The sequence below is a fragment of the Piscinibacter gummiphilus genome (genome assembly GCF_002116905.1).
In the GTDB taxonomy this organism is placed as follows: Bacteria; Pseudomonadota; Gammaproteobacteria; order Burkholderiales; family Burkholderiaceae_C; genus Rhizobacter; species Rhizobacter gummiphilus.
Genome location: NZ_CP015118.1, coordinates 3,371,936 through 3,385,724 on the forward strand (window position 1 = coordinate 3,371,936; position 13,789 = coordinate 3,385,724).

General features: G+C 68.9%; 12 protein-coding genes. 10 read left to right on the forward strand and 2 right to left on the reverse strand.

What is annotated here, in order from left to right; all coding sequences use genetic code 11:
• Positions 1 to 212 precede the first annotated feature (212 nt).
• Positions 213 to 521, forward strand: a complete 309-nt coding sequence (locus A4W93_RS15085) for a high-potential iron-sulfur protein (RefSeq protein WP_085751381.1) — start codon at positions 213 to 215, stop codon at positions 519 to 521.
• A 4-nt stretch (positions 522 to 525) separates the two neighbouring features.
• Here the strand turns inward: A4W93_RS15085 and A4W93_RS15090 are convergent, their stop codons facing one another.
• Positions 526 to 2,517: a sigma-54-dependent Fis family transcriptional regulator gene (locus A4W93_RS15090; protein ID WP_085751382.1), complete on the reverse strand. Its 1,992-nt coding sequence runs from the start codon at positions 2,515 to 2,517 to the stop codon at positions 526 to 528.
• Positions 2,518 to 2,696: 179 nt separating this feature from the next.
• Between A4W93_RS15090 and pedF the strand changes: the two genes are divergently transcribed.
• Both pedF and A4W93_RS15100 read left to right on the forward strand, forming a co-directional pair.
• The gene (gene pedF, locus A4W93_RS15095; RefSeq protein WP_085751383.1) at positions 2,697 to 3,209 is read left to right on the forward strand and encodes a cytochrome c-550 PedF; all 513 of its coding nucleotides are present in this window, start codon (positions 2,697 to 2,699) and stop codon (positions 3,207 to 3,209) included.
• A 16-nt stretch (positions 3,210 to 3,225) separates the two neighbouring features.
• Entirely contained in the window at positions 3,226 to 5,334 is a 2,109-nt protein-coding gene (locus A4W93_RS15100) for a TonB-dependent receptor (RefSeq protein ID WP_085751384.1), read from the forward strand.
• A gap of 103 nt (positions 5,335 to 5,437) precedes the next feature.
• Here the strand turns inward: A4W93_RS15100 and A4W93_RS15105 are convergent, their stop codons facing one another.
• Positions 5,438 to 6,763, reverse strand: coding sequence for an MFS transporter (locus tag A4W93_RS15105; protein WP_085751385.1), 1,326 nt, complete (start codon positions 6,761 to 6,763; stop codon positions 5,438 to 5,440).
• A 178-nt stretch (positions 6,764 to 6,941) separates the two neighbouring features.
• Between A4W93_RS15105 and cyoA the strand changes: the two genes are divergently transcribed.
• Genes cyoA through A4W93_RS15140 form a run of 7 tightly spaced genes read left to right on the forward strand, consistent with a single transcriptional unit; the run spans position 6,942 to position 13,642 of the window.
• Entirely contained in the window at positions 6,942 to 8,003 is a 1,062-nt protein-coding gene (gene cyoA, locus A4W93_RS15110; RefSeq protein ID WP_085751386.1) for a ubiquinol oxidase subunit II, read from the forward strand.
• Positions 8,004 to 8,045: 42 nt separating this feature from the next.
• On the forward strand, positions 8,046 to 10,046 hold the full coding sequence (cyoB, locus tag A4W93_RS15115; RefSeq protein WP_085751387.1) for a cytochrome o ubiquinol oxidase subunit I: 2,001 nt from the start codon (positions 8,046 to 8,048) through the stop codon (positions 10,044 to 10,046).
• The gene (cyoC, locus tag A4W93_RS15120) at positions 10,039 to 10,671 is read left to right on the forward strand and encodes a cytochrome o ubiquinol oxidase subunit III (protein WP_085751388.1); all 633 of its coding nucleotides are present in this window, start codon (positions 10,039 to 10,041) and stop codon (positions 10,669 to 10,671) included. Before cyoB ends, cyoC begins: the two co-directional genes overlap by 8 nt.
• Positions 10,668 to 11,051 (forward strand): cytochrome o ubiquinol oxidase subunit IV, encoded by a 384-nt coding sequence (cyoD, locus tag A4W93_RS15125; protein ID WP_085751389.1) that lies wholly within the window; start codon positions 10,668 to 10,670, stop codon positions 11,049 to 11,051. The genes cyoC and cyoD overlap by 4 nt, the downstream gene beginning before the upstream one ends.
• Positions 11,048 to 11,800, forward strand: coding sequence for an SURF1 family protein (locus tag A4W93_RS15130; protein ID WP_085751390.1), 753 nt, complete (start codon positions 11,048 to 11,050; stop codon positions 11,798 to 11,800). The genes cyoD and A4W93_RS15130 overlap by 4 nt, the downstream gene beginning before the upstream one ends.
• A complete protein-coding gene (locus tag A4W93_RS15135; protein WP_085751391.1) occupies positions 11,800 to 13,116 on the forward strand; it encodes an ATP-binding protein in 1,317 nt (438 codons plus the stop codon). Before A4W93_RS15130 ends, A4W93_RS15135 begins: the two co-directional genes overlap by 1 nt.
• Positions 13,103 to 13,642 (forward strand): response regulator transcription factor, encoded by a 540-nt coding sequence (locus A4W93_RS15140; protein WP_085751392.1) that lies wholly within the window; start codon positions 13,103 to 13,105, stop codon positions 13,640 to 13,642. Before A4W93_RS15135 ends, A4W93_RS15140 begins: the two co-directional genes overlap by 14 nt.
• The last annotated feature ends 147 nt before the right edge of the window (positions 13,643 to 13,789 follow it).

Here is a 13,789-nt window from a genome sequence, read left to right on the forward strand (position 1 = left end):
AAGCGCAACATGCATGCCACGCGGTCCTTCGTCGCGCAGGCGTCGCCACGCGAGGGAAAGCCCCGAGATCGGTGTTCAGCCTTGCCACAACGCACACGCCGCGGTGTGCCAGCGCGGACCGCGCCGCTGCCATCGCGGCACACGTTCACCCGGTTCTCGCGTGGCATGTGTGTTGCCTCAGAGGCCTCCGTTCATCCACGGAAGGAAACCCCATGACACCCATCACCCGCCGCCACTTCGTCGTCTGCGCCTGCGTGGCCGCGCCATTGCCGCTGCGTGCCCAGACGCCTTCGCGCGTCGACGAGGCCGGCGAACAGGCCGTGGCCCTCGGCTACAAGCACGACACCGCGAAGGTCGACCAGGCGAAGTACCCGAAACACACGGCCGCGCAGAAGTGCGCGAACTGTTCGTTCTGGCAAGGCAAGCCCGACGAGCCCTGGGCGGGCTGCGCGATGTTCGGCCGCAAGCAGATCGCCGGGCCGGGCTGGTGTGCGGCGTGGGCCGCGGCGCCCGCGAAGTGACGGATCAGGGCGTCTCGGCGCCCTGCCCGCGCAGCCGGCGGTAGATGGTGTTGCGGCTGATGCCCAGCTGCTTCGACGCCGCCGAGATGTTGCCGCCGAGCGCTTCGAGCGTCGAGCGGATCAGCTCGATCTCGGCCTGCTCCAGCGTGTGGGCCGGCACGGCCGCGGCGGGACGCGGCACTTCGGGCACCGGCAACGGTTCCGCGGCGAGGCACACCGGCGCGGGCGCGGGGGTGTGGCCGGCCTGCCGCGCCTCCTCCAGGAAGTCGTCCGACAGGTGGGCCGTGGTGATCTCGTGTTCGCCGGCCGACATCACGGCCGCCGTGCGCAGCACGTTCGCGAGCTGGCGGATGTTGCCGGGCCACGCATAGCGGCGGAACAGCGCACGCACCGGGCTGCTGAGGTCGGGCGGGTCCTGCGGTCGTTCGGCCATCAGGATGCGGCGGGCCACGGCCTCGAGGTCGGTGCGTTCGCGCAACGCCGGCAGCTTGAGCGCCAGGCCGTTCAGGCGGTAGTACAGGTCCTCGCGGAACGTGTGCTGGTCGATCATCTCGCGCAGGTTCCGGTGCGTGGCACCGATCAGCATGATGTCGATGGGGATGGACCGCGTGCTGCCGAGCGGCGTGACGCTGCGCTCCTGCAGCACGCGCAGCAGGCGGGCCTGCAGCGGCAGCGGCATGTCGCCGATCTCGTCGAGGAAGAGCGTGCCGCCATTGGCCTGCACGAGCCGGCCCGGTGCGCCCTTGCGCCGGGCGCCGGTGAACGCACCGTCTTCGTAGCCGAACAGTTCGGCCTCGATCAGCGACTCGGGGATGGACGCGCAGTTCACCGCGACGAAGGGTGCGTTGCGCCGGCTGGAGTCGTGGTGCACCGCCCGCGCGAGCAGCTCCTTGCCAGTGCCGGTCTCGCCGAGCACGAGCAGCGGGATGTCGCGATCGAGCACGCGGCGCACCTTCTGCACGAGCACGTCGAGCTGCGGGTCGCCGGTGCGCAGGTACTGCAGGCCCGAGAACGCCGGCGGCTGCGCCGCGGCGGGCTCCACGCGGCGCACGGCGGGCGCGCGCGGCGCGGCTGCGGCCTCGTCGCCATCGGCCATGCCGAGCCCCGCGACCACGGGCCGCGACGGCCAGTCGAACCGCGCGCTCACATGGAACGGGCGCCCGTCGGGCAGCGTGAGCTGCATGGGCGCGGACATGGGCATGCGGAAGTGGTCGTAGACCGCCGACGGCGTGGTGCCGAACAGCGAGGCGAGGCTCTGCGCGCGCAGCGAGGCGCCGCTGTGGCCCAGCTGCTCGAGCGCGCTGGGATTGGCGCCGATGATGCGCCCGTCCGGGCCCACGACGAGGATGCCCTCGAGCAGCGTGCCGATGAATTCCGCGCGGCTGTGGAAGTGCAGGCGCAGGCGGTGGTTGTAGTCGTCGGAGAGCCAGTGGTTCTCGATCATGCGTGCGGACATGCGCACGAGGCCCATCGTGTGCTGGTGGTAGCCGCGGTGGTCGCCGGTGACGTCGAGCACGCCCAGCATGCTGCCGCGCGGGTCGAAGATGGGCGACGCGGAACACGTGAGGAAACTGTTCGCCAGCATGTAGTGTTCGTTCGCGTGGACCAGCGTGGGCGCCTCCTCGAACAGCGCGGTGCCGATGGCGTTGGTGCCCTTGGAGTGTTCGGCCCAGTTCTCTCCAGGGGCCAGCGCGACCTTCTGCGCGCGCTGCAGGAAGTCGTCGTCGCCCACCGAATGGAGGATGGTGCCCTGCGCGTCGGTGAGGACGATCATGCTCTGCGTGTTGACGATCTGCTCGAACAGCAGGTGCATGACCGGCGCGGCGTGCAGGCACAGGCGGCGGTTGCGCTCGCGGGCCACCGCGAGGTCGCTGCGCACGAGCGGGTCGAAGTCGCGCCGTTCACCGCGGGTCAGGCCCAGCGCCTCGCTGCGCTGGTGGGCCCGTTCGATGAGCCCGTCGCGCGGGGTGGCGGATGCGTTCAGCTCGGAGGTCATGACATCGATCTCGTGCGGGTTCCGGAGGCATCGTGTGCCAATCCGGGCCGGTTGTCCATGGTGCTTTGCCGGAGGACGGCACAGCGGTTGTTCCGTCCTGGAACACTTTGCCGTGGCATGCGCTTTGCGCAACCGGGAGGCGGCCCCGCCGCGCTTTTCATCGCACCCGGAGACCTCCCATGAAGCCGTTCCCCTACGCCGCGCCCTACCCTTCGCATCGCCGCACGCGTGTGCGCACCACTGCCTGCGTGATCGCCTGCACGGTGGCCCTCTTCGCCGCGTTCGGCGCCTTCGCCCACGGGGACACCGTGCCGCAGGCGGTGGACACTTCGTCGCTCCCGCGCCTCGGCGACGCGTGGCGCGCGGAGAACCCGTACCGCACGAACGACGCCGCAGTGAAGGTGGGCTCGTCGGCCTACAACCAGAACTGCGCGCGCTGCCACGGGCTCGAGGCGGTGTCGGGTGGCATCGCGCCCGACCTGCGCAAGCTTGACAACGACTGCGCCACGGCCCAGGCAAACACCCGCGCCACCTGTGTCAAGGAGAATGACGAATACTTCCTGACCACGGTGCGGCATGGCCGGAGCCGCAACGGTGCGGTGTACATGCCGCCGTTCGAAGGCACGTTCGATCAGGAGGCCATCTGGGCGATCAAGGCCTACCTCGAGACGCGCCGCGAAAAGCCGTTCTGAACGAGGAGATGACGACATGACCCGCTTCCCTGCCCCGCGGCGCTGGCCGCTGTGGGCGCTCGGCGCGCCCGCCGCCGCACTCGCCCAGGCCGAGGTGCCGCCCGACCCCGTCCGCCTGCCCCCCGTGGTCGTCACCGCCACACGCACCGATGCCGCCGGCTTCGACGTGCCGGCCTCGATCGACCGTGTCGACGGCACCGACGTGCGCGCCGGCCGGGCCCGCATCAACATCTCCGAGAGCCTCGGCGCCGTGCCGGGCCTGCAGGCACGCGACCGCCAGAACTACGCGCAGGACGTGCAGCTCTCGATGCGCGGCTTCGGCGCGCGCTCCACGTTCGGCATCCGCGGCGTGCGCCTGTACGTCGACGAGATCCCCGCCACGCTGCCCGATGGCCAGGGCCAGATCACCCATGCGGAGCTGGGCACCGTGGGCCGCATCGAGGTGCTGCGCGGGCCCTTCTCGGCGCTGTACGGCAACTCCGCCGGCGGGGTCGTGCAGGTGTTCACCGAAGACCCCGAAGGCCCGCCCCGCCTCGAGTTCGGCGCCTCGGGCGGCAGCGACGACACGTACCGCCTCGGCACGAACGCCATCGGGGTCGTCGACGGCCTCGGCTACGTCGTGGGCGCCAGCCGCTTCGTGACCGGCGGCTACCGCGACCACAGCGAGGCCGACCGGCGCCTCGGCAACGCGAAGCTGACGCTGAAGCCCGACGAGCAGTCGCGCCTCACCTTCGTGGCCAACAGCGTGGCGCTGCCGCTCGCGCAGGATCCGCTGGGCCTGACCCGCGCGCAGTTCGAGGCCAACCCGCGCGGGGTTGCGCCGCAGGCGCTGGCCTTCGACACGCGCAAGACGGTCGAGCAGACGCAGGGCGGCGTCGTGTACGAGCGGCGCGTCGCACCGGAGCACATGGTCCGCCTGCTCGCCTACACCGGCCACCGCGGCACCGAGCAGTACCAGGCGATCCCGGTCGCCCCGCAGGCCAACCCGCTGCACCCCGGCGGCGTGATCTCGCTCAGCCGCGACTACAGCGGCACCGACGTGCGCTGGACCTGGAAGACCCGCCTCGCCGACCAGCCGTTCGACCTGGTGGCCGGCCTCGCGTACGACACGCTGTCGGAGCACCGCCAGGGCTTCCAGAACTTCGTGGGCACGACCCTCGGCGTCAAAGGCTCGCTGCGACGCGACGAGGAGAACCATGCCTCGAACACCGACCCCTACGTGCAGGCCTCGTGGCAGCTCGGGCCGCAGTGGACGCTGAACGCTGGCGTGCGGCACAGCCGCGTGCGCATCCGCTCGGCCGACCAGTACGTGGTGGGCTCGAACCCGGACGACAGCGGCAGCACCGACTACGAGGCCACACTGCCGGTCGTGGGCGTGCTGTACGCCGTGGACGACCGCGTGCACCTGTACGCCACCGCCGGCCGCGGCTTCGAGACCCCCACGCTCAACGAACTGTCGTACCGCCCCGACGGCCAGACCGGCCTGAACCTCGCGCTGAAGCCCGCCACGAGCAACAGCCTCGAGGCCGGCGTGAAGGTGCAGACGGGCGACTGGGGCGACCTCAACGCCGCGGTGTTCCAGACGCGCACCGACGACGAGATCGCGACGCGGTCCAACGTGGGCGGCCGCTCGACGTTCCAGAACGTGGGCCGCACGCGGCGCACGGGCGTGGAACTGGGCTGGTCCGGCGAATGGCAGCGGCACCTGCGCGCCCAGGCCGCGGCCACCTGGCTCGACGCGACCTACCGCGACAGCTTCACCACCACCGTGAACGTGCCCGCGGGCAACCGCATCCCCGGCATCGCCCGGGGCTCGCTGTACGCGGGCGTGGCCTGGCTGCCTCCCACCGGGTGGCGCGGTGGCGTGGAAGCGCGTTACCTGAGCAGCGTGATGGTGGACGACGCGAACACGGACGCGGCCCCGTCGTACGCGATCGCGTCGGCACACGTGGGCTACGTGCTCGCGGTGGGCGCCTGGGAGCTGGGTGGAACCGTGCGCGCCGACAACCTGTTCGACAAGCGCTACATCGGCTCGGTGATCGTCAACGAGGGCAACGGGCGGTTCTTCGAACCGGCGCCGGGAAGGACGTGGCTGGCGAGCGTGACGGCGAGCGTGAAGTTCTGAAGCCGCCGAAGCGGTCATCCCGGCGAACGCCGGGATCCACCGCAGTCGAAGCGCCAGGCGGGCCGGTGGGCCCCGGCGTTCGCCGGGGTGACCCGCAGGGGCATCAGTCCTGGCCGAGCGCCCGGTTGATGCTCAGCGCCGCCAGCGTGCACCCGGCACCCGACAGCAGGTAGACGCTGACGTAGCCGAGGCCGAAGTGGGCCGACAGGCCCAGCGCGACCAGCGGAGCGAACGCCGCGCCGATGAGCCAGGCGAGGTCCGCCGTCAGGGCCGCGCCGGAGTAGCGGTAGCGGCCGATGAAGTTGTCGGTCACCGCGCCCGAGGCCTGGCCGTACGACAGGCCCAGCAGGATGAAGCCGATCAGGATGAAGACGTCCTGGCCGAGCGTGCCGCCGTCGAGCAGCGTGGGGGCGAAGCCGCTGAACACGGCGATCATCACGGCCAGTGCGCCCAGCGTGCTGCGGCGGCCCACGCGGTCGGCGATCTTGCCGGAGGCCACGATGCCGGCGGCGGCCAGGAAGCCGCCCAGGATCTGGATCAGCAGGAACTGCGTGATGGACTGGTGCGTGAACAGCTGGATCCACGACAGCGGGAACACCGTGACGATGTGGAACAGCGCATAGCTCGCGAGCGGGGCGAAGGCGCCGATCACGAGGTTGCGGCCCTGGGTGCGCACGAGGTCCGTGGTGTCGACGGCGTCGAGTTCACGGGCTTCCAGCAGCTGCTCGTACTCGTGGGTGACCACGAGGCGCAGGCGGGCGAACAGGGCCACCACGTTGATGGCGAAGGCCACGAAGAAGGCGTAGCGCCAGCCCCAGGCCAGGAATTCGTTGAGGTTCAGGCTGGCGTACAGGAACGCGAACAGGGCCGTGGCGACGATGAAGCCCACGGGCGCGCCCAGCTGGCCCAGCATGGCGTACCAGCCGCGCTTTTCCTTCGGGGCGTTCATGGCCAGCAGCGACGGCAGGCCGTCCCACGAGCCGCCGAGCGCGAGGCCCTGGCCGATGCGCAGCACCGACAGCAGGATGATGGAGGTGGCGCCGGCCGTGCCGTAGCCCGGCAGGAAGGCGATGCCCACGGTGCACGTGCCCAGCAGGAACAGGGCCATGGTCAGCTTCGTGGCGCGGCCCCACCGCTGCTGCACGGCCATCGAAATGGCCGTACCGATGGGACGGGCGATGAACGCGAAGGAAAACACCACGAAGGCGTACAGTGTGCCCTCCAGCGGCGACGCGAACGGGAAGAACAGCGCCGGGAACACCAGGCACGACGCGATCCCGTACACGAAGAAGTCGAAGTACTCGGAGGCCCGACCGATGACGACACCCACAGCGATCTCGCCAGGGGCCACCGAATGGTCAGCCGTGATGACCCGCGCGTCCCGTTCGAGGGTGCCGGAGTTGGGTTCGGAGTGTGTGATGCTGGACATCGTGCGGGATTCGGACTCAAGGGTCTTGCAAGGTTGCGCAGAATCGCACCGGAATGGAATTTGCGCCATAGGACAAAACGTCCAATCGCAATTCCGGACCTCCGGAATTACATTGTGCGCCTACCTTGCACGCCGTGTCGCCTCCCTGTGGGGCACGCGCCTTTTCCTCGCTCCAGGCATGCCAAACCTCACGTCCTTCCGCGCGCCCCTCCGCGGGTTCGCCGCCCTTGCGCTCGCTGCCCTGCTGTCCGGCTGCAACATGGTGGTGCTGAACCCGTCCGGCGACATCGCGGCCCAGCAGGGCCGGCTGGTCGTGATCTCCACGCTGCTGATGCTGCTGATCATCGTCCCGGTGATCGCGCTGACCTTGTTCTTCGCGTGGAAATACCGTGAATCCAACAAGGAGGCCGTCTACAAGCCCGACTGGGACCACTCCACCCAGCTGGAGCTGGTGATCTGGGCGGCCCCGCTGCTGATCATCATCGCCCTGGGCGCCCTGACCTGGATCAGCACCCACACGCTCGACCCGTTCCGCCCGCTGGCCCGCATCGACGCCGAGCGCCCGATGCCCGAGGAAGCCAAGCCGCTGGTCGTCGAGGTGGTCGCCCTCGATTGGAAGTGGCTGTTCATCTACCCCGAGCAAGGCATCGCCACGGTGAACGAGCTGGCCGCCCCGGTGGACGTGCCCATCCAGTTCCGCATCACCGCGTCGAGCGTGATGAACGCCTTCTACGTTCCCGCGCTGGCCGGCATGATCTACGCGATGCCCAGCATGGAGACCAAGCTCCACGCCGTGATCAACGAAGAGGGTGTCTACGACGGCATCTCGGCGAACTACAGCGGCGCCGGCTTCTCCGGCATGCGCTTCAAGTTCCACGGCATGAACGTGGCCGATTTCGAAGCCTGGGTCAAGAAGAACCAGGCCGAAGGCCAGAAGCTCGACCGCGAGACCTACGTCAAGCTCGAGCGCCCGAGCGAACGCGAGCCCGTGCGCCGCTACGCCTCGGTCGACCCCGCGCTGTACGACGCCATCGTGAACCGCTGCGTCGAACCCGGCCGCATGTGCATGAAGCACATGATGGCGATCGACGCCGCGGGTGGCGCCGGTCGCGCCGGGCTCTCGTCGTACGCACTGACCACCGTGCCGAAGGGTGAGTCCGGCCTGCCCGCCACCACCCTGGCCACCGACATCTGCACGCCGGCGAACCCGGTCGGCACGCCGGTCGCCATCGCCCAGTAAGAAGCCTTTCGTTCCCCTGCCTTTAGGTATCCGAGACACACGATGCCCGACAACCTGACCCAGCTCATCTTCGGTCGCCTCTCGTGGGAGGCGATTCCGCTGCATGAGCCCATCCTGATCGCCACCTTCGCCGGTGTCGTGCTCGGCGGCATCGGCCTGCTCGGGCTGATCACCTACTTCAAGCTGTGGGGCACGCTGTGGCGCGACTGGTTCACCAGCATCGACCACAAGAAGATCGGCATCATGTACATGGTGCTCGGCATCGTGATGCTGCTGCGCGGCTTCGCCGACGCGCTGATGATGCGCCTGCAGCAGGCCATCGCCTTCGGTGATGCCGTGGGCTACCTCCCGCCCCACCACTACGACCAGGTCTTCACCGCCCACGGCGTGATCATGATCTTCTTCGTGGCGATGCCGCTGGTCACGGGCCTGATGAACTACATCGTGCCGCTGCAGATCGGCGCGCGCGACGTGGCCTTCCCGTTCCTGAACAACTTCAGCTTCTGGATGACCACCTGCGGCGCCGTCCTCGTGATGATGTCGCTGTTCGTCGGCGAATTCGCGAAGACCGGCTGGCTGGCGTACCCGCCGCTCTCGGGCATCGACTACAGCCCCGACGTGGGGGTCGACTACTACATCTGGTCATTGCAGATCGCGGGCGTAGGCACATTGCTATCGGGCGTGAACCTGCTCGTCACGATCGTGAAGATGCGCGCCCCCGGCATGACGCTGATGAAGATGCCCGTCTTCACGTGGACCTCGCTGTGCACCAACGTGCTGATCGTCGCCGCCTTCCCGGTGCTGACCGCCGTGCTGGCCCTGCTGTCGCTGGACCGCTACGTCGGCACGAACTTCTTCACGAACGAACTGGGCGGCAATCCCATGATGTACGTGAACCTGATCTGGATCTGGGGCCACCCCGAGGTCTACATCCTGGTGCTGCCGGTGTTCGGCATCTTCTCGGAAGTGGTGTCCACGTTCTCGCGCAAGCGCCTGTTCGGCTACGCGTCGATGGTGTACGCCACGGTCGTGATCACCATCCTCTCGTACCTCGTGTGGCTGCACCACTTCTTCACGATGGGCTCGGGTGCCAGCGTGAACTCGTTCTTCGGCATCACCACGATGATCATCTCGATCCCCACGGGGGCCAAGATATTCAACTGGCTGTTCACGATGTACCACGGCCGCATCAAGTTCGAGGTACCCATGCTGTGGACCGTCGGCTTCATGGTCACGTTCGTGATCGGCGGCATGACGGGCGTGCTGCTGGCGGTGCCGCCGGCCGACTTCGTGCTGCACAACAGCCTCTTCCTGATCGCCCACTTCCACAACGTGATCATCGGCGGCGTGGTGTTCGGCCTGTTCGCCGGCATCAACTACTGGTTCCCGAAGGCCTTCGGCTTCAAGCTCGACGCGTTCTGGGGCAAGTGCTCGTTCTGGTTCTGGCTGGTCGGCTTCTGGGTCGCCTTCACGCCGCTGTACGTGCTGGGCCTGATGGGGGTCACGCGCCGCGTGAGCCACTTCGAGGACCCGTCCCTGCAGATCTGGTTCGTGATCGCCGCCTTCGGCGCCTTCCTGATCCTGCTGGGCATCGCCTCGTTCATCATCCAGCTGTACGTGAGCTTCCGGAACCGCGAAGCGCTGCGCGACGTCACGGGCGACCCGTGGGACGGCCGCACGCTCGAATGGTCCACCGCCTCGCCGCCGCCGGCCTACAACTTCGCGTTCACGCCTCGCATCCATGACAACGATGCCTGGTCCGACATGAAGAAGCGCGGCTACGAGCGTCCGCTCAAGGGCTTCATCGACATCCACATGCCCAAGAACACGGCTGCCGGCCTCGTGCTGTCCGCCCTCAGCGGCGTGTTCGGCTTCGCGATGATCTGGCACATGTGGCTGCTGGCCGGCGTGGCGTTCGCCGCCATCGTGGTCGCCGCGATCGTGCACACGTTCAACTACAAGCGCGACTACCACATCCACGCCGACGAAGTCATCCGCACGGAAGACGCCCGCACCCGCCAGCTCGCTGCCGCCCATGTCTGACATCACCGCCACCCACCCGGGCGCGCCTGGCGCCCCGGTCCAGTTCTACGAGACCACGGAGCACCATCCGGAGAACGGCACCCTGCTGGGGTTCTGGATCTACCTGATGAGCGACTGCCTCATCTTCGCGTGCCTGTTCGCGGTGTACGGCGTGCTGGGCCGCAACTACGCGGCCGGCCCCTCGGGCGCCGACCTGTTCGACCTGAACCTCGTCGCACTCAACACCGCGATGCTGCTGCTGTCGTCCATCACGTACGGCTTCGCGATGATCGAGATGAACCGCAACCGCACGAAGGCCGTGCTGGTGTGGCTCGCCATCACCGGCCTCTTCGGCCTGGCGTTCCTCGGCATCGAGATGTACGAGTTCGCGCACCTGATCCACGAAGGCGCCACGCCGCAGCGCAGCGCGTTCCTGTCGTCGTTCTTCGCCCTCGTGGGCACCCACGGCCTGCACGTCACGTTCGGTGCCATCTGGCTCGTCGTGCTGATGGTCCAGGTGGGCAAGCACGGCCTGATCCGCGAGAACAAGCGCCGCCTGCTGTGCCTGTCGATGTTCTGGCACTTCCTCGATGTCGTGTGGATCGGCGTCTTCACCTTTGTGTACCTGATGGGAGTCCTGCCATGAGCCAACACCACGGCGACCACCACGATGGCCTCCACCCGGACGAGGTGGGCCACGGCACGCTGCCCGACTACGTCAAGGGCTTCGTCCTCTCCGTCATCCTGACCGCCATCCCCTTCTGGCTCGTGATGGGCAAGGTGATCGCGAGCCCGGCCACCACGGCCCTCGTGATCCTCGGCTTCGCGGCCGTGCAGATCGTCGTGCACATGGTGTACTTCCTGCACATGAACGCGAAGTCCGAAGGCGGCTGGAACATGCTGGCCCTGATCTTCACGATCGTGCTGGTGGTCATCACGCTGGCCGGTTCGCTGTGGGTCATGTTCCACATGAACCACAACATGATGCCGCACATGACGCCGCACGAGATGCGCGTCGCGCCTTGACGGACCTCCCGCAGCCACAGCGTTCCAGCCGGGCGCTGGCGAGCACCGTGCTCGCCGGCGCCCTGTTGTTTCTGCTGTTCATCGCGCTCGGCACCTGGCAGGTCCAGCGCCGCGCGTGGAAGCTGGATCTGATCCAGCAGGTCGAGACCCGCGTGCACGCGCCGCCGGTGGCCGCACCCGGACGCGCCGACTGGCCGAACGTCACGGCCGCCCGCGATGCCTACCGCCACGTCACCGTGCGCGGCACCTTCGACCACGGCCGCGAGACCCTGGTGCAGGCCGCCACCGTGATGGGCGCGGGCCACTGGGTGCTCACGCCGCTGCGCACCGCCGACGGCACCACGGTGCTCGTCAACCGCGGCTACGTACCGCCCGAGAAGCGCGACCGAGCCACCCGCCAGGCGGACGACCCGCAGGGTGAGGTGGACGTCGCCGGCCTGCTGCGCATCACCGAACCGGGCGGCGGCTTCCTCCGCAAGAACGACCCGGCGGGCGACCGCTGGTTCTCGCGCGACGTGGCCGGCATCGCCGCGGCCCGCGGGATCACTGAGGCCGCACCGTACTTCATCGACCAGGACGCGCCGCCGGGCGCCCGCTCGGCCGACCGCTGGCCCGTGGGCGGCCTCACGGTGGTGTCGTTCCCGAACAGCCACCTCGTCTACGCGATCACCTGGTACGGCCTCGCGCTGATGGTGGCCGCGGGCACCGTGTTTTTCGTGCGGACCGCGCGTCGTCGTACGATGCGCTGATGCCCTCCTTCTTCCAGATCCGCCCTGCCCTGGGGGTCGACCCGTCCGGCCTGAAGAACATGCTGCAGCTGGTGCAGCTGCGGTGGTTCGCCGTGGCCGGCCAGCTGGCCACGATCTTCACGGTGCACTTCGGCTTCGGCATCCACCTGCCGCTGGACCGGATGCTGCACGCGGTGCTGTTCCTCGTCGTGTTCAACATCCTGTGCCTGCTGCACTGGCGAGACGGGCGCCCGGTCTCGGACAAGGAGCTGTTCATCGCGTTGCTGTTCGACGTGGCCACGCTCACGCTGCTGCTGTTCCTGAGCGGCGGCGCCCGGAACCCGTTCATCTTCCTGTACCTGCTGCAGGTGATCCTCGGTGCCGTGCTGCTGAACCCGCGGTACTCGTGGAGCCTGGTCGGCGTGACCGGCGCCTGCTTCACGCTGCTCACGCAGTTCAACCACCCGCTGGAGGTGCCGCTGGAACAGGGCCCGGGCCTCGGCGATCCGTACACGCAGGGCGTGCTGATCTGCTTCGGCCTGATCGCCTCGCTGCTGGTGGTGTGCATCTCCCGCATCCAGGACAACCTGCGCGCCCGCGAAGCCCGCCTCGCCTCGCTGCGCCAGCGGGCCGCCGAGGAGGAACACATCGTGCGCATGGGCCTGCTGGCGTCCGGCGCGGCGCATGAACTCGGCACGCCGCTCGCGACGCTGTCGGTGATCCTGGGCGACTGGCAGCGCATGACGCCGTTCACCGCCGACCCCGAGCTGATGCAGGACGTGAAGGAGATGCAGGCCCAGTTGGCGCGCTGCAAGTCCATCGTGACCGGCATCCTGCAGTCGGCCGGCGACCCCCGCGGCGAGGCGCCCCGCGCCACCTCGGTGGGCGCGTTCCTCGACGACCTGGTGGCGGACTGGCGCGCCACCCGCGCCACCACGGTGCTCGCCTACGCGAACATCTTCGGCGACGATCTGCCCATCGTCGCCGACCCGGCGCTCAAGCAGACGATCCACAACGTGCTCGACAACGCCCTCGAAGCATCGCCGCGCGCCGTGGCCCTCACGGCGGCGCGCGACGGCGACCGCCTCGTGCTCACCGTGACCGACGAGGGCCCGGGCTTTGCCGCCGGCATGCTCGACACGCTCGGCAAACCCTACCAATCGACGAAGCCCCGGCCCGGCGCCGGCCTCGGCCTCTTCCTGGTCATGAACGTGGCCCGCACCCTCGGCGGCAGCGTCACCGCCCGCAACCGCCCCGCAGGCGGGGCCGAGGTCGTGCTGACGCTGCCGCTCGCGGCCATCCAACTCGAAGTACCCTCCCCGGATGGACACGCCTGAACGCCTCCTGCTGATCGTCGAGGACGACGATGCCTTCGCCCGCACCCTGAGCCGCTCGTTCGAACGCCGCGGCTACCGCGTGCTGCACGCCACCGGCCCCGACGCCCTGCCCGCGCTGCTCGCCGAACACAGCCCCGGCCATGCCGTGGTGGACCTCAAGCTCGCGGGCAACGGGTCCGGCCTCACGTGCGTGCAGGCCCTGCATGCGCACGACCCGTCGATGGTGATCGTCGTGCTCACCGGCTACGCCAGCATCGCCACCGCGGTGGAGGCCATCAAGCTCGGCGCCCGGAACTACCTCGCGAAACCGTCGAACACCGACGACATCGAGGCGGCGTTCGCCCGGGCGGCCGGGAACGCCGAGGTGGAGCTCACCGAACGGCCCTCGTCCATCAAGACGCTCGAATGGGAGCGCATCCACGAGACCCTTGCCGAGACCGGCTTCAACATCTCCGAGACCGCCCGCCGCCTCGGCATGCACCGCCGCACGCTCGCGCGCAAGCTCGAGAAGCAGCGCGTCAAGTAGCCGCGTCAAGTCTCACAAGCCCGCACGGGTTCCCTCGCGAACGCACGCGCGGTCCGCGACCGAGAAATCCGTCACGCACGCGCTGGCGTGGAACCGGTCCACTCGCCACCACGCGCCCGAGCCCCGCGCGTACAGTCCGATCTTCCC